The sequence below is a fragment of the Streptomyces sp. AC555_RSS877 genome (genome assembly GCF_019049245.1).
Classification (GTDB): domain Bacteria; phylum Actinomycetota; class Actinomycetes; order Streptomycetales; family Streptomycetaceae; genus Streptomyces.
Genome location: NZ_JAGMUK010000218.1, coordinates 235,564 through 253,319, shown reverse-complemented (window position 1 = coordinate 253,319; position 17,756 = coordinate 235,564). Strand labels below are relative to the sequence as shown.

The following is a 17,756-nucleotide window of genomic DNA, read 5'->3' as shown; positions in this document are numbered from 1 at the left end:
AAGGCGCTGCCCGGATGACCTGGAAGGGCCCCGGAGCAGCCATACCGCTCCCGCTGGCGCGCCTCCGGTCCGAAGCACGAAATTGCGTCTGCCCTGCCCCCCTTGGTGCAAACTCCGGTTCCGAAAAAGTCTTCAGAACAGGGGCACCACGGCGGTGATGCACTTCCCGCCCGAGGGCAGGTCGGTCACCCGGACGTCGCGGGACAGCCGGCAGACGATCGGCCAGCCGTGGCCGCCGACGCGTCGGCGCCCGCGCGGGTCCACCGGCGCCCTGACCACCGGCAGTTCGTCACTGCGGTCGCTCACCGACACGCGCACGCCGGGCCCCACCACGTCGACGTGGAAGTCCGTGATGCCGCCACCGTGCAGAATCGCGTTGGTGGCGAGTTCCGAGGCGACGAGCAGGGCATCGGACAGTGTGTCCGCGTCGCACGGCGTGTGGGTGGCGCGGCAGCGTTCGGTCACGGCCCGCTCGACCGCCCTGCGCGCCTCGGCCGGTTTGCACGGCCGCTGGCGCCCGCGCCGGTCCGCCACGGACGATGACTGGAGGACGAATTCGATCCTGTGCTCCTCGCACATCCCTGTAGCTCCCTGGATCACTGAAGAAACGAAGCCGCGCCCGGTGCCGCCCGCGGTCCGGCGGACGGGCGCGGACACTTTGCGGGCACATCGCTCGACCGGCGGTCGGCCGATCCGGCCGCAGCGGATTCCGCGTCACGCTGCGTGACATTCCGCAGGTCTCTCTCTTCCGGCTCACCTCTCCCCGGCATGCCAAACCTCTCGTGCCGACGGGAACTGGGGCCATTGCCGCGCCCGGAGCGGGTACGCGGAAGGCATGACCGATGTGGTGGACTCAGACGAACTGCTGCGACGCATCCAACGCGCCCGGGCCTGTGCGGCGGAGGAGGAACGGAACTGGCGCACCCGCAGCGACGACCTGCGCCGGGCGGACCAGGACGACAAGGCCGCCCATGACGCGGCCGTGCGGACTCTGGCGTACGAGACCGTGGTCAGGGTGCTCGACGAGATCCTGACGCCGGGCCGGCACGCGGCGCAGGGGTGAGCGGCCCTGCGGAGCCGGCGGATTGACGGCCGCGGGGTCGGGAACCCGTGGCGCATGTCAGCTGATCACACGCGCGCACCTGTTCTGGAAGCCCTGGCCGACTACCACCGCAAGGAGCGGATGTCGTTCACGCCCCCGGGTCACAAGCAGGCCCGGGGCGCCGATCCCGCGGTGCGTGAGGTGCTCGGTGACGCGGTGTTCCTCGGCGACGTGCTGGCGACGGGCGGCCTGGACGACCGGCTCACCCGGGGGCGCGTGCTGGAACGGGCCGAGGAGCTCATGGCCGATGCGGTGCACGCCGACCGCACGTTCTTCACGACCTGCGGGAGCTCGCTGTCCGTCAAGGCGGCGATGCTGGCCGTGGCGGGCCCGCACGAGAAGCTGCTGATCGGGCGGGACGCCCACAAGTCGGTCGTGTCGGGGCTGATCCTGTCCGGGATCGAGCCGGTCTGGGTCGAACCCCGATGGGACGCGGAGCGGCATCTGGCTCATCCGCCGTCCGCCGCGGCCTTCGAGGAGGCGTTCGAGGCCCATCCCGACGCGAAGGGCGCTCTGATCACCAGTCCGACGCCGTACGGCACCTGCGCGGACCTGGGGGCGGTCGCCGAGCTCTGTCACCGCCGTTCGGTCCCGCTGATCGTGGACGAGGCGTGGGGGGCGCATCTGCCCTTCCATCCCGATCTGCCGTCCTGGGCCATGGACGCGGGCGCCGACATCTGCGTGACCAGCATCCACAAGATGGGCAGCGGGCTGGAGCAGGGGTCGGTCTTCCATCTGCAGGGCGATCTCGTCCCGGCGGACCTGTTGCAGATGCGCTCCGACCTGCTGGGCACCACCAGCCCGTCGGTGCTGCTGTACGCCGGGCTCGACGGCTGGCGGCGCCAGATGGCCCTGCACGGCCGGGAGCTGATGGGCGGCGCGCTGGAGGTGGCCGCCGAGGTGCGGGCCGCCGTCGAGGGGATCGACGGGATGCACGTCAACGACCGCGACGACTTCTGCGGAGCGGGGCTGGCCATGGACATGGACCCGTTGCCCTGCGTCATCGACATCGACGCGCTCGGTATCACCGGGTACCAGGCGGCCGACTGGCTGCGCGAACACCGCGACATCGACATGCACCTGACGGACCATCGTCGCATCGGCGCGCAGCTCACCCACGCCGACGACAGAGAGACGGCCGGCCAGCTGCTCGCCGCGCTCAAGGACCTGGCCGACGCCGCGACGGAACTGCGCCCGGCCCCGCGCGTGGAGGTGCCCTCGCCGCCCGAGCTGCGGATGACACAGGCCTGTCTGCCGAGGGACGCGTTCTTCGGCCCGGCCGAGAACGTGCCGGTGTCCGAGGCCGCCGGCCGGGTCGCGGCGGAGATGATCACGCCGTATCCGCCGGGGATTCCCGCCGTCCTGCCGGGCGAGCGGCTGACGGAGCCCGTGCTGCGCTATCTGGTCACCGGCCTGGAGGCGGGCATGAACCTTCCGGACGCCGCCGACTCCCGGCTGGAGACGATCAGGGTCGCGGCACGGGACTTCGCGTGAAGACAGAGTGAAACAGGTCACGTGACCCGAATCGGGTTGCGCACAGGGCCCAGGGATGGTTTACGGTTCATTCATACGTGGTCGCGGAGTCGAACGTCACCGTCCTCCGAGCGCCACCCTGAACGGCCCTGGCTGGTCTCCCCCGTCCAGCCAGGGCTTTTTTCTGTCCTCGGCACCCCATGGCACGCAGGGCCCAGCGGCTTCCCCGGTGCGATTCCTCGGTCCTCCGAGGTGCCCGGGGCGGCGGCAGCCGCTGAAATGGGCGTAGGGAAAAACCGGAATCCATCGCCGGCGAGGAGCCCCGCGTCATGACCAAAGCGATCAAACTGCTCACCGCCCTTCCGTCACCCCAGCGCCAGCGCCTGATGTCGCTCGCGAAGGAGGTCGCCTTCCCCGAGGACGCCCGGATCTTCGAGGCGGGCGGCACGGCCGACCGCTTCTGGGTCATCCGCTCGGGGGCGGTCTCCCTCACCCAGCAGGTGACGGCGCAGCGGCGGGTGACCGTCGCCGGCCTCGGCGCGGGCGACCTGCTCGGCTGGTCCTGGCTGTTCCCGCCGTACCGGTGGGACTTCGGCGCGGAGGCCTTCAGCCCGGTCCGCGCACACGAGTTCGACGCGGCGGCGGTGCTCGGGCTGTGCGAGGAGGACGCGCAGCTCGGCATGATCCTGGTGCGGTCCGTCGCCGAGATCCTCGCGCACCGGCTGGAGACGACCCGGGGAAAGCTCATGGAGCAGTACACGACGGGCAGGCGGAGCGCCCTGTAGGACGTCAGATGCGGTACCGGCGCAGGGCCGGCACCGCGAAGGCCAGACTCAGCATCACGACCATCACCAGGATCCCGCCTCCCGCGACCGCCGTGCGGGCGCCGAAGACGGAGCCCGCCGAGCCGTGCAGGACGTCGGCGAGGCGGGGGCCGCCCGCGACCACGACCGTGAAGACGCCCTGCATACGGCCGCGCATCTCGTCGGTCGCGGCGGACAGCAGGATCGCCCCGCGGAAGACCATGGAGACCATGTCGGCGACCCCGGCCAGGGCGAGGAAGACCACGGCGAGCCACAGGCTGTCGCTGAGGCCGAACCCGGTGATGGCGGCGCCCCAGGCGACGACCGCGCCGATGACCATCCAGCCGTGCCTGCGGGCACGGGAGAACGTGCCGGAGAACAGGCCGCCGATCACCGCGCCGATGGGGATCGCCGCGAAGAGCAGACCGAGGGCGAGTCCTTCGCCGTAGGGGGCGTACGTCTCGGAGGCGAGCTGCGGGAACAGGGCGCGGGGCATGCCGAAGACCATCGCGATGATGTCGGCGAGGAAGGACAGCAGCAGCACCTTGTGCAGGGAGATGTAGCGGAAGCCGGCCGCGATCTCCCGCACGCCCGCCCGGCGCGGGCCCGGCCCGGTGGCGGCGAGGGGCGGCAGCGGAGGCAGCCGGTGGACCGCCCAGACCGTGACGCACAGCGCGAGGGCGTCGATGAGGTACAGCTCGGGCAGGCCGATGACGGGGATGAGGACGCCGGCGAGCAGCGGGCCCACCACCTGCCCCGTCTGCATGACGGTCGAGCCCAGGGCGTTCGCGGCGGCCATCTCCTGCTCGGGGACCAGGCGGGCGATGGACGCGGTGCGCGCCGGTGCGTTCAGACCCCAGAACGCCTGCTGGACGGCGAGCAGGACCATCAGGACGGCCACCGAGTCCAGCCCGGTGGCGGCCTGGAGCCAGAACAGGACGGACGTCACGGCTATGCCGCTGTTGGTGATCAGGAGCAGTTTGCGCCGGTCCATGCTGTCGGCGATCGCCCCGCCCCACAGCGCGAACACGATCAGGGGCAGCAGCCCGGCGAGGGCGGCGGCGCCGACCCAGGCCGACGAGCCGGTGATGTCGTAGATCTGCTTGGGCACGGCGACGGCGGTGAGCTGGCTGCCGACGGCCGTGACGATCGTCGACGACCACAGGCGGCGGTAGGCGGGCCGGCGCAGGGGGCGGGTGTCCATGGCCCAGCGGCGCCAGCCGCGCCGGGCGCTCTGCTTGCCCTCGTCCGGCGCCGTCTGGGGTTCGCTGCTGCTCTCGCTGGTGTCCACGGACTTCCTGGTTGCTCGTTACATCTTTCGGACCGGGGATCACTATCGCAGCACCGGCCGGGCGTCCGGGATCCGCATGCTCAGTTCCGCCGCAGGCCTGTCCGGCCTGTCCGGCCTGTCATGCTCCTCTGGCCCTTCAGGCTCCGATGACGAGCATGAGGCCCATGGCGATCATGGTGGCGGCGACCAGGCCGTCCAGGACCCGCCAGGCGGCCGGCCTGGTCAGGAAACGGCCGAGCAGCCGGGCGCCGAAGCCGAGCGCGGTGAACCAGCACAGACTGGCGAGCACCGCGCCGAGTCCGAACGTCCAGCGCAGCGGACCGCGGTCGGCGGCGACGGAGCCGAGCAGGAACACGGTGTCGAGGTAGACGTGCGGGTTGAGCCACGTCATCGCCAGACAGGTCAGCACGGCTCGCCGGACCGACCCCTCCGCCTCGCCCTCGGTGTGCAGGGCGTCGCCCGGCCGGAACGCGCGACGGGCGGCGAGGGCGCCGTAGCCGAGCAGGAACGCGCCGCCGACCCAGCCGACCGCGGTCAGCGCCCCCGGCCACGCCGTCACCACGGCACCGACGCCGCCGACGCCCAGGGCGATGAGCAAGGCGTCGGACAGGGCGCAGATGCCGACGACGGCGAGGACCGCGTGCCGGCGGATCCCCTGGCGCAGGACGAAGGCGTTCTGGGCGCCGATGGCGACGATGAGGGAGAGGCCGGTGCCGAAGCCGGCGGCCGCGGCGGTCAGGGAGGCGGTCATGACGTCGACGCTAGGGAAACGATCAGTGCCTGTACAGCTAAAGATTCTTACGTACCATTAGCTGTCGTGATGATGACCGAACTTCCGCTGGATCAGGTGCGGACCCTGCTCGCGGTGGTCGACGAGGGCACGTTCGACGCGGCGGCGGCCGCCCTGCACGTGACGCCGTCCGCGGTGAGTCAGCGGGTGAAGGCGCTGGAGCAGCGCACGGGGCGGGTGCTGCTGGTGCGCACCAAACCGGTGCGGCCGACGGAGTCCGGCGAGGTCGTGGTGCGGTTCGCCCGGCAGCTGGCCCGGCTGGAGCGCGACGCGCGGGCCGAGCTCGGCATGCGCGGGGACGACGAGCCGACCCTGGTGTCGGTGGCGGTGAACGCGGACTCCCTGTCGACGTGGTTTCTGGGCGCGCTGAGCCGCGTCCCGCAGGAACCGCGGCTCTGTTTCGAGCTGCGCCGCGAGGACGAGACGCGCACGGCGGAGCTGTTGCGGGAGGGCCGGGTGATGGCCGCGGTGACCTCGTCGCCCGACGCCGTGGCGGGGTGCTCCGTAAGGCCCCTGGGGCGCATGCGGTACATCGCGGCGGCCAGCCCGGAGTTCGCCGAGCGGCATCTCGCAGGACCGCTGCGGGAAGCCCTGGCGCATGCGCCCGTGATGACCTTCGACCGGTCCGACGACCTCCAGGACGCGTTCGTCCGGCGGCTGCGGCGGGGCAGGGGCGGGGCGAGCGCGGTACGGCACTCCGTGCCCACCTCGGAGGGCTTCGTGGAAGCCGTCGCCGCGGGCCTGGGCTGGGGTCTGGTGCCCGAGGTGCAGGCGGACCGGCTGCTGCGCGAGGGCCGCCTCGTGCCCCTGGCGCCGGACCGCCCGGTCGACGTACCGCTGTACTGGCAGCAGTGGAAGCTGGACTCACCGGCGCTGGCCGCCGTGGCCGAGGCGGTGGTGGCGGCCGCCGCCGAGACGCTGCGCAGCTAGGGCCTGTCCGGCGGATCATGCCGCAGACGCGGGGCCTGGCACGCCGATCTGCGGCGTTGTCGTCGGTTGCCGACTCCCCCACTCTCGACCTCGCTCGAGCGGGGGGACCCCCATCGCGTCGACGCCCTCCTCCGCCCTGCAGCTCGACGCACCAGGCCCCGCTCACCTGCGTCGACGAGGCGCCGCGCATTTCCTGCGACCTGATCCGCCGGACAGGCCCTCGGCGTACCGCTGGAGCTGGGCCTCGGCACTGTCCAGGAGCATGTCCAGGGCCGTCGGATAGGCGCTGGTCACCATGCGGGTGGCCAGCAGAGGTGCCGCCTCGGCGATGCGGGGATGCGTGGTGCGGGGCAGGCGGGCGTAGGTCGAGCGCCACACGTCCTCGTCGGCGTGGAGCGAGTCGCTCGGCAGGGCGAGCGAGGCGGCGTCGAGGGCGGCGAAGGCCAGGGTCTGGTCGATGAAGGCGTGGTAGATCCGCACGGTGTCCGGCAGCGGGAACCCGGCCCGGCGCAGGAGGTCCAGGACCGCCTCGTCGGCGGCCAGTTCGTTGGCGCGGCCGGTGACCCGGCTGGTGGTCAGCAGCGCGGCCTGCGGGTGGGCGACGTACTCGGCGTGGATGCGCAGTCCGACGGCGCGCAGATCCGCCCGCCACTCCCCCGTCGGCCGCCAGCCCTCGAGCGCCTGGCCGAGGAGCGCGTCGCCGATGGCGAGGGTCAGGTCGTCCATCCCGCGGAAGTACCGGTAGAGCGTGGACGGGTCGGCGTCCAGGGCGAGGCCGAGGCGGCGGGCGGTGAGGCCCGCGCTGCCGTGCTCGCGCAGCATGCGCAGCGCGGTCTCCACGATCAGCGCCTCGGACAGCACGGTGCCGCTCCGGGTGGGCCGGCGCCGGCGCCGCTTCTCCTCGGAAACCACTGGTTTCGGCACGGCTGTCGTCTCCTCCCGCGGCCTTATGCCAACGCCATTGACCTTACGCGGGCCGACGGCGTTGGATCGCTTCCGGGCCCGCTCTCTCGACCACTCGTCGACCTCGACCGATGGAGTTCTTGTCATGCGTGTACTGCTCGTGGGAGCCGGTGGTGTGGGCACCGCCATCACCCGGATCGCGGCCCGGCGTCCGTTCTTCGACACGATGGTGGTCGCCGACTACGACCCGGCCCGCGCCGAGGCGGCCGTAGCGGCCCTCGGCGACGACGGGAGCCGCTTCCTGGCCGAGCGCGTGGACGCCGGCGACGAGGCGGCCGTGGCGGCGCTGCTTGGGCGGCACGGCTGCGACGTCCTCCTGAACGCCACCGACCCGCGCTTCGTGATGCCGCTGTTCCGGGCCGCCCGCACGGCGGGCGCCACCTATCTGGACATGGCGATGTCGCTGTCTCGCCCGCACGCCGAGCGGCCGTACCAGGAGTGCGGGGTGAAGCTCGGCGACGACCAGTTCGCGCAGGCGCAGGAGTGGGAGAAGGCGGGCGTTCTGGCGCTCGTCGGCATGGGGGTGGAACCGGGTCTGTCGGACGTCTTCGCCCGGTACGCGGCCGACGAACTCTTCGACGAGATCGAGGAGATCGGTATCCGCGACGGCGCGAACCTGACGGTCGACGGCTACGGCTTCGCGCCCTCCTTCAGCATCTGGACCACCATCGAGGAATGTCTCAACCCGCCGGTCGTCTACGAAGCCGACCGGGGGTGGTTCACCACGGAACCGTTCAGCGAGCCCGAGGTCTTCGACTTCCCCGAGGGCATCGGTCCGGTGGAGTGCGTGAACGTGGAGCACGAGGAGGTGCTGCTCGTGCCGCGCTGGGTCGGCGCGCGCCGCGTCACCTTCAAGTACGGGCTGGGCCGGGAGTTCATCGAAACGCTCCGGACGCTGCACCTGCTGGGCCTGGACCGCACCGACCCGGTGACCGTGCCGAGCGCCGCCGGTCCGGTCGCCGTCTCGCCGCGGGACGTCGTGGCCGCGTGTCTGCCGGACCCGGCGAGGCTGGGTGAGCGGATGCGGGGCAAGACCTGCGCGGGCACCTGGGTGCGGGGCGTCAAGGACGGGGCGCCGCGCGAGGTGTACCTGTACCACGTGGTCGACAACCAGTGGTCCATGGCGGAGTACGGCTGTCAGGCGGTGGTCTGGCAGACCGCCGTCAATCCGGTCGTCGCCCTGGAACTCCTCGCCACCGGCGCCTGGACCGGCGCGGGCGTCCTCGGCCCGGAGGCCTTCCCGGCCCGGCCCTTCCTGGATCTGCTGACCGCCTACGACTCCCCGTGGGGCGTCCGCGAGCAGTGAGCGCGCCTCCCGGCCACGTCTTTCGACCGCGCCCTTCGGCCGCTTTTCACCGCGTTCGTGCCGCACCGGCCTCGCGTCGCACAGGACTCGGTTGTTTCACCCACGCATCGACAGGTGACCCGGAAACGAGTAAGGAAATCCCGAGGGCACACGACTTTCGATCGCAGGTGACATTTCATGGACAACTGGCGAGACCATGCCGCGTGCCGCCAGGAGGACCCCGATCTCTTCTTCCCGATCGGCAGCACCGGCCCGGCGCTGGTGCAGCAGGAGCAGGCGAAGGCCGTCTGCCGGCGCTGCCCGGTCCGGGAGCAGTGCCTGCAGTGGGCGCTGGACACCGGGCAGACCCTGGGTGTCTGGGGCGGGACGAGCGAGAACGAACGCCGTGCGCTGAGGCGGCGCGCGGGCTCCCGGAGGAACTCCGGGTGAGACGGGGCCGCGTCAGCGGCCGGGGCGGCGCAGTGGACCCCAGGAAGTGTCCTGGCGGTCCACTGTGTCGCGCGCCTCGTCGATCGTCCTTGCGGCGAGCCGGCACATCGGCCGGACGTTCGCGACCAGCGGCTCGTTGTCGGGCCCCCGGCCCGTCTCCCGGCCCCTGAGGACCCACGGGTACACCCCGGGGCCCTTCTCGTGCGGCAGATGCGAGTAGTCGTACAGACGGCGGGCGACCCACACCTCCACGGGCCGCCCGTCCCACCACTCCTCGACGTCGAGCGGGTTCGCCGACAGCCCCGACATGCGTACGCCCGTCAGGTCGTCCGTGCTGGAGGCGTCGGCGAGGTCGACCTCGGGGCCGCGGGACCAGCGGACGTAGAGGCCGTGGTGCCGCTCGACCAGATCGGCGACTTCCTCGAGTGTCTTCACGACTGGCAGGTCGTCCGCTGTGCTCATGTCCTGACCTCCCTCTTTGCCGTCGCGGAGACGGGGTACCCGTTCAACGCGAGCGGAATCGGAGCGACCGCTACGGCGCCGGAGCGACGGACGCGGACGGTTCCCCCGGTGCCCCGTCCTGCCCGGCCGCGCCCGGCAGCCGCAGCGTGAAGACGCTGCCGGCACCGGGCTCACTGGCCGCGTCGGCCGTTCCGCCGTGGGCGGCGACGAGGTGGCGGACGATCGGCAGGCCGAGGCCGCTGCCGCCGGTGCGACGGCTGCGGGACTTCTCCGCGCGCCAGAACCGGTCGAAGAGGTTCGGCAGATCGTCCGGTGCTATGCCGCTGCCGTCGTCGGTGACCTCCAGCAGGACGAAGTCGCCGTCGCGGCGCGCGCCCAGCGTGACGCTGCCGCCCGCGGGCGTGTGGCGCAGGGCGTTGGACACCAGGTTGCCCAGCGCCTGCCGCATCCGCAGCGGGTCGGCGTCCAGGGCGGCCCGTCCGTCGTGGACGACCGTGGCGGTGTGACCCTCCGCCAGCAGGGAGCGGCGTATGAGTTCGGCCTGCATCTCGTCGTCCTCGGCGACCAGCACATGTGCGCACACGCGGCGGATCCTGAGCGGTTCGGGAGACCTCTGCGGGCTCAGCGGGCCAGGGACTTGGCGTCGCCCATGACGACGACGGGGTGGAGGTCGGGGTCGAGCGCCAGCAGAAGTTCCCTCATGTGCTTCTTGGCGATGCTGACACAGCCCTGTGTGGGGCCGTCGTGGTCGACGTGCAGCCAGATGCCGCCGCCGCGGCCGGCGCCGAGCGGGCGGGTCCAGTCCAGGGGTGAAGTCCCGGGCCTGCGGTTGTAGTTGACGGCGATCACGTAGTCGAAGGATCCGGCCAGCGGCTCCCCCTCGAACCCCGTTCCGGTCGCGGTGAACCCGCTGCCGCGGTCGTACGGCAGCCGGGTGCCGGGGTCGCGGAGCCGGCCGCCGGCGTCGGTGAGGGTGTAGACCCCGATGGGCGAGCGCAGGTCACCGGCGCGGTGATGGTCGGTCCAGCCTTTGAGCGCGTTGTGCGCGGGCCGGCTCTCCCAGGCGGCCTGCCAGCCGGCCGCGGTGCGCTCGTACAGCACGACCGTGGAGTTCGGGGAGTCCTTCCCGCGGCCGGTCACCACGACGGCCTGCCGGGCGCGGGACGGGACCTGCGCGAGGGTCTTCGGCCCCAGGCCGGGCAGGTGCCGCGGTGCCGCCTCGACGGAGATCGCCGGGGAGGGCGCGGGCGTGCTCGTCGTCGGGGCGGCCTCGGGCCGGTGGTCCGAGATCGCCGCCGCGCCGCCGCATCCGGTCAGCAGCAGCGACGCGGCGAGCAGCGCGGCGGAAGGTCGGTGTCCGGTCACGGATCGACCTTGACCGATACTTGTGAGGAACTCGTCAGGTTCCGGAACGTGTTGGGCCGGCACCGCCCGGCCGGTGCTACGGCCTGCCCCGGCTTGCCCTCCGTACGCAGCCAGGTCTGGAACGGGTTCGCCCAGGTCCTTCCCGCACTCCCGTTCCGGAGTATCCGCGTTGCGTGACCCGGACACGGCGGAGCACGGCGATACGCTCCCGGCACCTTGGCCCACCGGAGAAAGGCCCGCCCGTGAGTGTGCGCGTGCGCCGCGTCTACGAACCGCCCGAGCCCGAGGACGGCGTGCGTGTCCTGGTCGACCGGCTGTGGCCGCGGGGTCTGTCGAAGGACGCGGCGCGTGTCGACGAGTGGCCCAAGGCCCTCACCCCGTCTACCGAGCTGCGCCGCTGGTACCACGCGGGCGAGGGGTCGTACGAGGAGTTCGGCCGGCGCTACGAGGCCGAGCTGGCCGCCCCGGAGGCGATCGAACTGCTCGACCGGGTGCGGGGGTTGGCCGCCAAGGGCGCCGTCACCCTGCTGACCGCCGCCAAGTCCCCCGAGCAGAGTCACGCCGCCGTGCTGGCCCGCCTCCTCCAGGGTTAGGGAGGCGGGCCGTCGCGGTCAGGTCAGGCCGTCTGCCGGGCGGCGGCCCGCCCTGCCGCCCGTCCGGAGAAGAGGCAGCCGCCGAGGAAGGTGCCCTCCAGCGCGTTGTACCCGTGGACGCCGCCACCGCCGAAGCCGGCGACCTCGCCCGCCGCGTACAGGCCGTCCAGGGGCTTGCCGTCGGTGCCGAGGGCGCGTGAGTCGAGGTCGGTCTGGATGCCGCCGAGCGTCTTGCGGGTGAGGGTGTGCAGCTTGACGCCGATGAGGGGCCCGGCGGCCGGGTCGAGGATGCGGTGCGGGGTCGCGACGCGGCCGAGGCGGTCGCCGATGTAGCGGCGGGCGTTGCGGATGCCCTGCACCTGGGCGTCCTTGCTGTAGGAGTTGGCGATCTGGAGATCGCGGGCCTCGATCTGGCGCCGGATCCCGGCGGCGTCCAGCAGCGCCTTGTCGGTCAATGCGTTCATCTTCTCGACGAGCTGCTCCAGGTTCGGGGCGGACACGAAGTCGGCGCCCTTGCGCAGGAAGGCGTCCACGGGGCCGGGGGCTCCCTTTCCGAGCACCCGCGTGCGCAGGAAGCCGGCCCGGTCCTTGGCGGTGATGTCGGGGTTCTGCTCGGAGCCCGACAGCGCGAACTCCTTCTCGATGATCTTCTGAGTGAGGATGAACCAGGAGTGGTCGTGGTCCGCGATGTCCTCGGTGGTGCGCAGGTACTTGAGCGTGCTGAGGGTGTCGTAGCCGGGCAGGCACGGCTCGGGCAGGCGGCGGCCGAGGGCGTCGAACCACATCGAGGACGGCCCGGGCAGGATGCGGATGCCGTGGCCGGGCCAGATCGGGTCCCAGTTCTGCAGTCCCTCGGTGTAGTGCCACATGCGGTCGCGGTTGACCAGGCGGGCGCCGGCGTTCGCGCTGATGTCGAGCATCCGGCCGTCGACATAGGCGGGCACTCCGGTGACCATCTCGGCGGGCGGGGTGCCGAGCCGCTCCGGCCAGTAGCGGCGCACGATGTCGTGGTTGGCGCCGATGCCGCCGGTGGTGACGACGACCGCCCGGGCGGTGAGCTCGAAGTCGCCCAGGCGGTCGCGGTTGGAGGCGACACCGCGAGGGGAGTTGTCCTCGGCCAGCACGGTGCCGCGGACGCCGTGCGCCACGCCCTCCTCGACGACCAGTTCGTCGACCTGGTGGCGGTGGTGGAAGGTGAGCAGCCCGTCGCGCGCGGCCTGCTTGGCGTACTCGACGAACGGCTCCACGACCCCGGTGCCGGTGCCCCACGCGATGTGGAAGCGGGGTACGGAGTTGCCGTGTCCGTGGGCCGTCAGGTCGCCGCGCTCGGCCCAGCCGACGGTCGGCAGGAACTTGATGCCGTGCCCTTCCAGCCAGGACCGCTTCTCGCCCGCCGCGAACTCGACGTAGGCGCGCGCCCAGAGCACCGCCCAGGAGTCCTCGTCGTCGGTCCGGTCGAACTGTGCGCTGCCCTGCCAGTCGTTCCAGGCGAGCTCGAAGGAGTCCTTGATGCCGAGGCGCCGCTGTTCCGGGGAGTCGACGATGAACAGCCCCCCGAAGGACCAGAACGCCTGTCCGCCGAGGTTGGCGGCGTTCTCCTGGTCGACCAGCGCGACCCTGCGGCCCCGGCTGGTCAGTTCGTGCGCGGCGACCAGGCCCGCGAGTCCGGCTCCGACGACGATGACGTCCGCATCCATGGCGACCGCTGCCCTTCTCATTGGGGTCTGAGTGAGTCTCGTTCGGGTGTGCCGCTGCCGTCGGTCAGCAGGGCGGTGAGCAACTGCCCCAGCCAGACCCGGGCGCGTTCGACGTCCTTGTCCAGCAGCAGTTGGGTGGTGACTCCGTCGTACGCGGCGACGACGGCGCGGGCGGCGCCGTCGATGCCGCCGAGCGCGGCGGGCAGTGGGGTGTGTCCGGTGGCCCGGGCGAGCCGGTCCTCGATGGCCCGTCGCAGCCGCTCGCGGTGCTGCAGCAGGGAGTGAGCGACGGCCGGGTCTCGTGCGGCGTGCACCAGGAAGTCCGTCTTCACCAGCAGCCAGTCGACGTCGAGCAGGAGCACCTCGGTGACCCGGTCCACGGACGCCGGTACGTCGAGTTCGGGTCCGTCCAGGGCCAGGGCCTCGGCGACCTGGGCGGCGATCAGGTCGGCTCGCTGCCGGTACAGGGCGAAGAACAGCTCGTCCAGGCTGTCGAAGTTCGAGTAGAAGGCGCCCCGGCTGTAGCCGGCGGCCTCGCAGACCTCCTCGATCGAGACCCGCCCGAAGCCCTTGGCGGCGAACACCGCGAAGGCGGCGTCCAGCAGGTTGGCCCGCGTGCGGACGCGGCGCTTGGTGACACGCCTGGTCGTCTCCTCCTCCACCACCACGTTCGACCTCCGTTCGATACGGGAATGTATCCGATACACCAACGTATCGAAAGGTCTCCGCCGAACCCGGCCGTGCCGCAGCCTCATCTAGAACATCTTTTCGATTAAGAGGTACGCTGGATTTCATGACCAGGCACCTCCAGGGCTCCCTCTTCGACCAGACCGACGAGCTCCGCCTCGGCCCCCTCGACGGGGTCCGCCGTACCGTGCTCGGCCTCGGCGCCTGGATCGACGTGCTGCCGGGCTGGCTGAGCGGTTCGGACGAACTGTTCGAACAGCTGGCCGCCGAGGTGCCGTGGCGGGCGGAGCGCCGGAAGATGTACGACCACGTGGTCGACGTACCGCGACTGCTCGCGTTCTACGGGGCGGACGACGCACTGCCGCACCCCCTGCTGACGGACGCCCGCGAGGCGCTGTCCACGCGCTACGCCGAGGAATTGGGCGAGCCCTTCACCACGGCCGGGCTGTGCTACTACCGCGACGGCCGGGACAGCGTGGCCTGGCACGGCGACCGGATCGGGCGGGGTGCCCACCAGGACACGATGGTCGCGATCCTCTCGGTGGGCACCCCCCGTGACCTGCTGCTGCGTCCGGCACGCGGCGGGGACACGGTCCGGCGGCCACTGGGGCACGGCGACCTGATCGTGATGGGCGGCTCCTGCCAGCGGACCTGGGAGCACTCCATCCCCAAGTCCACGCGCGCCACGGGACCGCGCATCAGCATCCAGTTCCGCCCGCACGACGTGCAGTGACAACCGAGGGCGGCGTGCGCCGGGGCGGAGAGGCGGCCGCTTCGAAGGCGCGCGCGGGGGCTGCCTCCGGCGGACGGTGCCGGAGGCAGCCTCGTTCCTCCGAGCGGGGCGCGCCCAGTCCCCGGACCCGCCGATTCCGCCCCGGTGATCATCTGCTTGGCTGTCCCCGTCGAGCAGGTACCTCACCGGGCGGGGACGATCCATGCGGGCGGACGTGCAGCACGTGGCCGACGGCACCTATCTGGTGCACGGCAGCAACACGAACTGGGTGATCCTCACGGAGGGCGACTCCGCCACCCTGGTCGACACCGGCTACCCCGGCGACCGGGAGCAGCTCCTCACCTCCCTTGCGGAGGTGGGCAGTTCACCGGAGGCGGTCACGGCCGTGCTGATCACGCACGCCCACAACGACCATCTGGGCTCCGCCGAGTACCTGCGCGCCTCGTACGGCATGCCCGTCTACCTGCACGAGGCCGAAGTGCCGCACGCCCGGCGGGAGTTCCTGCACCAGGTGAGTGTCGGGACGGTCCTGTGGAACGGCTGGCGGCCCGGTGTCCTGCCGTGGGCCGTGCACGCGATCCGCTCGGGCGGCACCGTCCCCGTCCCGGTCGCCTCGCCCGAGTCGTTCCCGGCGGCCGGACCGCTCGACCTGCCCGGGCGGCCCGTCCCGGTGCACACGCCCGGCCACACCGACGGACACGCCGCCTTCCACCTCCCGGACTCCGGGGTGGTGATCTCGGGCGACGCCCTGGTGAGCGGTCACCCCACCTCGCGGACCAAGGGTCCGCAGCTGCTGCCTGACATGTTCCACCACCAGCGGGCCCGTGCCGTGGCCTCGCTGGACGTGCTCGAAGGACTGGCCGGTGACCTGCTGCTGCCCGGGCACGGGCCCGCGCACCGCGGTCCGGTCCGTGAAGCGGCACTTCAGGCCTTAGAGCGCGCGCTCTAAGGTGAGGTGACGATCACCGGCGAGGCAGTACGCGACGCAAGACAAGGACACACGGCCCATGGCACTGCAGATCAGCGCGACCAACCCGGAGCACCCCGCGCTCCTGCTCGAACTGCCGTGGCACCTCCCCCTGGAGGAGTGGCCCGACGAGTACCTGGTGCCTCTGCCGCGCGGCATCTCCCGCCACGTCGTTCGCTACGCCCGCGCCGGCGACGAGGTGATCGCCGTCAAGGAGCTCGCCGAGCGCCCGGCTCTGCGCGAGTACGAGCTGCTGCGCGACCTGGACCGGCTCGGCATCCCCGCGGTCGATCCGCTGGCCGTGGTCACCGGGCGCACCGCCGCGGGGGACGCGCCGCTGGAGCCGGTGCTGATCACCCGGCACCTGGGCGGCTCGATGCCGTACCGGTCGATGTTCGAGACGACGATGCGGCCCGCGACCATGCACCGGCTGATGGACGCGCTGGCGGTGCTGCTGGTGCGGCTGCACCTGTCCGGCTTCGCCTGGGGCGACTGCTCGCTGTCCAACACGCTCTTCCGGCGCGACGCCGGCGCGTACGCCGCGTACCTGGTGGACGCGGAGACCGGTGACCTGCACCCGCAGCTCAGCCCCGGGCAGCGCGACTACGACCTGGACCTGGCCCGGGTGAACATCAGCGGCGAGCTGCTCGACCTGGAGGCGTCCGGGGCCCTGCACCCCTCCGTGGACCCGATCGAGTTCGGCATGGAGATCTGCGCGCGCTACGGGGGCCTGTGGGAGGAGCTGACCCGCACGTCCGTCTACCCTGCGGGCAAGTACCACTACATCGAGCGCCGTATCCGCCGTCTGAACGAGCTCGGTTTCGACGTGGCCGAGATGCAGATCGAGCACTCCTCCAACGGCGACACCGTCACCTTCGTACCGAAGGTCGTGGACGCCGGCCACCACCAGCGCCAGCTCCTGCGGCTGACCGGCCTGGACACCGAGGAGAACCAGGCCCGCCGGCTCCTGGGCGACCTGGAGTCCTGGATGGCCACCCAGGACGACTACGCCCCGGGCGACCCGCTGGCGGCCCGCCCGGAGGTGCTCGCCCACCGCTGGGTGCGGGACGTCTTCCGCCCCACCGTGCGGGCCGTGCCCCTCGAACTGCGCGGCTCCATGGACCCGGCCGAGATCTACCACGAGCTGCTGGAACACCGTTGGTACCTGTCCGAGCGGGCCCAGCACGACATCGGGCTGGACACCGTCGTCCAGGACTACATCAACAACATCCTTCCCACCGCGCGCGAGACGCTCCTGCCCACCCCCTCCGCCGACTGACTCAGACGTGCGGCACCACGGCCACCGGGCAGCCCGCGTGATGCAGGACGCCATGGGCGACCGAGCCGATGCGGGCGCCGACGGCCGTACGGTGGGCGCGGCGCCCCACGACCACCAGCTGGGCGTCTCCGGCCACCGACAGCAGCACCTGCCCGGCGCTGCCCATCTCCACGTGCTCGACGACCGGCACGTCGGGGAAGCGGTCCCGCACCGGCTGCAGTGCCGTGGACAGGGCCTTCTTCTCGTACGGCTCGAGGCCGCCGGCCTCGTCGAGGAGCTTGAGCGAACCCGGGCTGTAGGCGAAGACGGGCGGCAGGGTCCAGGCCCGTACCGCGCGCACGGTCGCGCCGCGCGCCGCGGCCGCCTCGAACGCGAACCGCAGCACCTCGGCGCTGTCCTGCGGGTCACCCTGCTGGCCCACGACGATCTCACGCCCGACGGCCTCGCCGGAGGGGGCGTCGCCCGCCCGCACCAGGACGACCGGCCGTGCCGCCTCCACGATCACCTGCTGGCCTACCGAGCCGACCAGGAAGCCGACCACCCGGCCGTGCCCGCGTGAGCCGAGCACCAGCATCTCGGCCTCCGCCGCCGCGGCGACCAGCGCGTCCACGTCGGCGCCCGCCACCACGTCCGTGGACACCTCGAGGCCGGGGTGCCGCTCGGTGACCGTGCGGGCGGCCTCGCCCACCGCCTCCTTGGCCCATCCGGCCTGCACCTCGGGGTCCGCCGCCTCCACCACCTCGTGCGGCTCGTACCGCCAGGCATGCACCACCCGCAGCGCCAGGTCCCGCCGGACCGCCTCCCGCGCCGCCCAGGCCAGCGCTGCCAGGCTCTCCTCGGTTCCGTCGACCCCTGCCGTGATCGGGCGCTTCATGCTGTCGGCCTC

General features: G+C 72.2%; 19 protein-coding genes and 1 pseudogene. 10 read left to right on the top strand and 10 right to left on the bottom strand.

Annotation, left to right across the window (positions count from 1 at the left end):
* Window positions 1-132: 132 nt before the first annotated feature.
* On the bottom strand, window positions 133-579 hold the full coding sequence (locus KUM49_RS44980) for an ATP-binding protein (RefSeq protein WP_217242752.1): 447 nt from the start codon (window positions 577-579) through the stop codon (window positions 133-135).
* 256 nt (window positions 580-835) lie between these two features.
* On the opposite strand from KUM49_RS44980, the gene KUM49_RS44975 reads away from it, so the two are divergent.
* From KUM49_RS44975 to KUM49_RS44965, 3 genes are all read left to right on the top strand, one after another.
* Window positions 836-1,063 carry a hypothetical protein gene (locus KUM49_RS44975; RefSeq protein ID WP_217242751.1) on the top strand — a complete coding sequence of 76 codons (228 nt, stop codon included), beginning with the start codon at window positions 836-838 and terminating at the stop codon, window positions 1,061-1,063.
* Between the two features lie 54 nt (window positions 1,064-1,117).
* A complete protein-coding gene (locus tag KUM49_RS44970) occupies window positions 1,118-2,596 on the top strand; it encodes an aminotransferase class I/II-fold pyridoxal phosphate-dependent enzyme (protein ID WP_217242750.1) in 1,479 nt (492 codons plus the stop codon).
* Window positions 2,597-2,904: 308 nt separating this feature from the next.
* Complete coding sequence (locus KUM49_RS44965) at window positions 2,905-3,360, top strand: cyclic nucleotide-binding domain-containing protein (RefSeq protein ID WP_217242749.1); 456 nt, start codon at window positions 2,905-2,907, stop codon at window positions 3,358-3,360.
* A gap of 4 nt (window positions 3,361-3,364) precedes the next feature.
* On the opposite strand, the gene KUM49_RS44960 is transcribed toward KUM49_RS44965, so the two are convergent.
* Window positions 3,365-4,669: an MFS transporter gene (locus KUM49_RS44960; protein WP_217242748.1), complete on the bottom strand. Its 1,305-nt coding sequence runs from the start codon at window positions 4,667-4,669 to the stop codon at window positions 3,365-3,367.
* 136 nt (window positions 4,670-4,805) lie between these two features.
* The gene (locus tag KUM49_RS44955) at window positions 4,806-5,420 is read right to left on the bottom strand and encodes a LysE/ArgO family amino acid transporter (protein ID WP_217242747.1); all 615 of its coding nucleotides are present in this window, start codon (window positions 5,418-5,420) and stop codon (window positions 4,806-4,808) included.
* Between the two features lie 69 nt (window positions 5,421-5,489).
* Here KUM49_RS44955 and KUM49_RS44950 point away from each other — a divergent pair, with 69 nt between their 5' ends.
* Window positions 5,490-6,389 carry a LysR family transcriptional regulator ArgP gene (locus KUM49_RS44950; protein ID WP_217242794.1) on the top strand — a complete coding sequence of 300 codons (900 nt, stop codon included), beginning with the start codon at window positions 5,490-5,492 and terminating at the stop codon, window positions 6,387-6,389.
* Window positions 6,390-6,551: 162 nt separating this feature from the next.
* On the opposite strand, the gene KUM49_RS44945 is transcribed toward KUM49_RS44950, so the two are convergent.
* The gene (locus KUM49_RS44945; RefSeq protein WP_308407011.1) at window positions 6,552-7,313 is read right to left on the bottom strand and encodes a TetR/AcrR family transcriptional regulator; all 762 of its coding nucleotides are present in this window, start codon (window positions 7,311-7,313) and stop codon (window positions 6,552-6,554) included.
* 124 nt (window positions 7,314-7,437) lie between these two features.
* Between KUM49_RS44945 and KUM49_RS44940 the strand changes: the two genes are divergently transcribed.
* Together KUM49_RS44940 and KUM49_RS44935 are read left to right on the top strand one after the other, a co-directional pair.
* On the top strand, window positions 7,438-8,658 hold the full coding sequence (locus KUM49_RS44940) for a saccharopine dehydrogenase family protein (RefSeq protein WP_217242746.1): 1,221 nt from the start codon (window positions 7,438-7,440) through the stop codon (window positions 8,656-8,658).
* A 177-nt stretch (window positions 8,659-8,835) separates the two neighbouring features.
* Complete coding sequence (locus KUM49_RS44935; RefSeq protein ID WP_217242745.1) at window positions 8,836-9,087, top strand: WhiB family transcriptional regulator; 252 nt, start codon at window positions 8,836-8,838, stop codon at window positions 9,085-9,087.
* A 12-nt stretch (window positions 9,088-9,099) separates the two neighbouring features.
* Here KUM49_RS44935 and KUM49_RS44930 read toward each other — a convergent pair whose 3' ends face one another.
* The 3 genes and pseudogenes from KUM49_RS44930 to KUM49_RS44920 all read right to left on the bottom strand — a co-directional run bounded on the left by KUM49_RS44930 (window position 9,100) and on the right by KUM49_RS44920 (window position 10,914).
* Window positions 9,100-9,549, bottom strand: a complete 450-nt coding sequence (locus KUM49_RS44930; protein WP_217242744.1) for a DUF6098 family protein — start codon at window positions 9,547-9,549, stop codon at window positions 9,100-9,102.
* A 70-nt stretch (window positions 9,550-9,619) separates the two neighbouring features.
* Window positions 9,620-10,033, bottom strand: a pseudogene (locus tag KUM49_RS44925) (sensor histidine kinase); the annotation flags it as partial.
* Between the two features lie 137 nt (window positions 10,034-10,170).
* A complete protein-coding gene (locus tag KUM49_RS44920) occupies window positions 10,171-10,914 on the bottom strand; it encodes a hypothetical protein (RefSeq protein WP_217242743.1) in 744 nt (247 codons plus the stop codon).
* Window positions 10,915-11,156: 242 nt separating this feature from the next.
* On the opposite strand from KUM49_RS44920, the gene KUM49_RS44915 reads away from it, so the two are divergent.
* The gene (locus tag KUM49_RS44915; protein ID WP_217242742.1) at window positions 11,157-11,507 is read left to right on the top strand and encodes a DUF488 domain-containing protein; all 351 of its coding nucleotides are present in this window, start codon (window positions 11,157-11,159) and stop codon (window positions 11,505-11,507) included.
* A gap of 23 nt (window positions 11,508-11,530) precedes the next feature.
* Here the strand turns inward: KUM49_RS44915 and KUM49_RS44910 are convergent, their stop codons facing one another.
* Together KUM49_RS44910 and KUM49_RS44905 are read right to left on the bottom strand one after the other, a co-directional pair.
* Entirely contained in the window at window positions 11,531-13,204 is a 1,674-nt protein-coding gene (locus tag KUM49_RS44910) for an FAD-binding dehydrogenase (RefSeq protein ID WP_217242741.1), read from the bottom strand.
* Window positions 13,205-13,221: 17 nt separating this feature from the next.
* Window positions 13,222-13,869 (bottom strand): TetR/AcrR family transcriptional regulator, encoded by a 648-nt coding sequence (locus tag KUM49_RS44905; protein ID WP_217242793.1) that lies wholly within the window; start codon window positions 13,867-13,869, stop codon window positions 13,222-13,224.
* 128 nt (window positions 13,870-13,997) lie between these two features.
* On the opposite strand from KUM49_RS44905, the gene KUM49_RS44900 reads away from it, so the two are divergent.
* The 3 genes from KUM49_RS44900 to KUM49_RS44890 all read left to right on the top strand — a co-directional run bounded on the left by KUM49_RS44900 (window position 13,998) and on the right by KUM49_RS44890 (window position 16,870).
* A complete protein-coding gene (locus tag KUM49_RS44900) occupies window positions 13,998-14,624 on the top strand; it encodes an alpha-ketoglutarate-dependent dioxygenase AlkB (RefSeq protein ID WP_217242740.1) in 627 nt (208 codons plus the stop codon).
* A gap of 202 nt (window positions 14,625-14,826) precedes the next feature.
* Window positions 14,827-15,573, top strand: a complete 747-nt coding sequence (locus tag KUM49_RS44895; protein ID WP_217242739.1) for an MBL fold metallo-hydrolase — start codon at window positions 14,827-14,829, stop codon at window positions 15,571-15,573.
* A 58-nt stretch (window positions 15,574-15,631) separates the two neighbouring features.
* Window positions 15,632-16,870 carry a DUF4032 domain-containing protein gene (locus tag KUM49_RS44890; protein WP_217242738.1) on the top strand — a complete coding sequence of 413 codons (1,239 nt, stop codon included), beginning with the start codon at window positions 15,632-15,634 and terminating at the stop codon, window positions 16,868-16,870.
* A gap of 1 nt (window position 16,871) precedes the next feature.
* Here KUM49_RS44890 and KUM49_RS44885 read toward each other — a convergent pair whose 3' ends face one another.
* Entirely contained in the window at window positions 16,872-17,744 is an 873-nt protein-coding gene (locus tag KUM49_RS44885; RefSeq protein WP_217242737.1) for a universal stress protein, read from the bottom strand.
* Window positions 17,745-17,756: the final 12 nt, after the last annotated feature.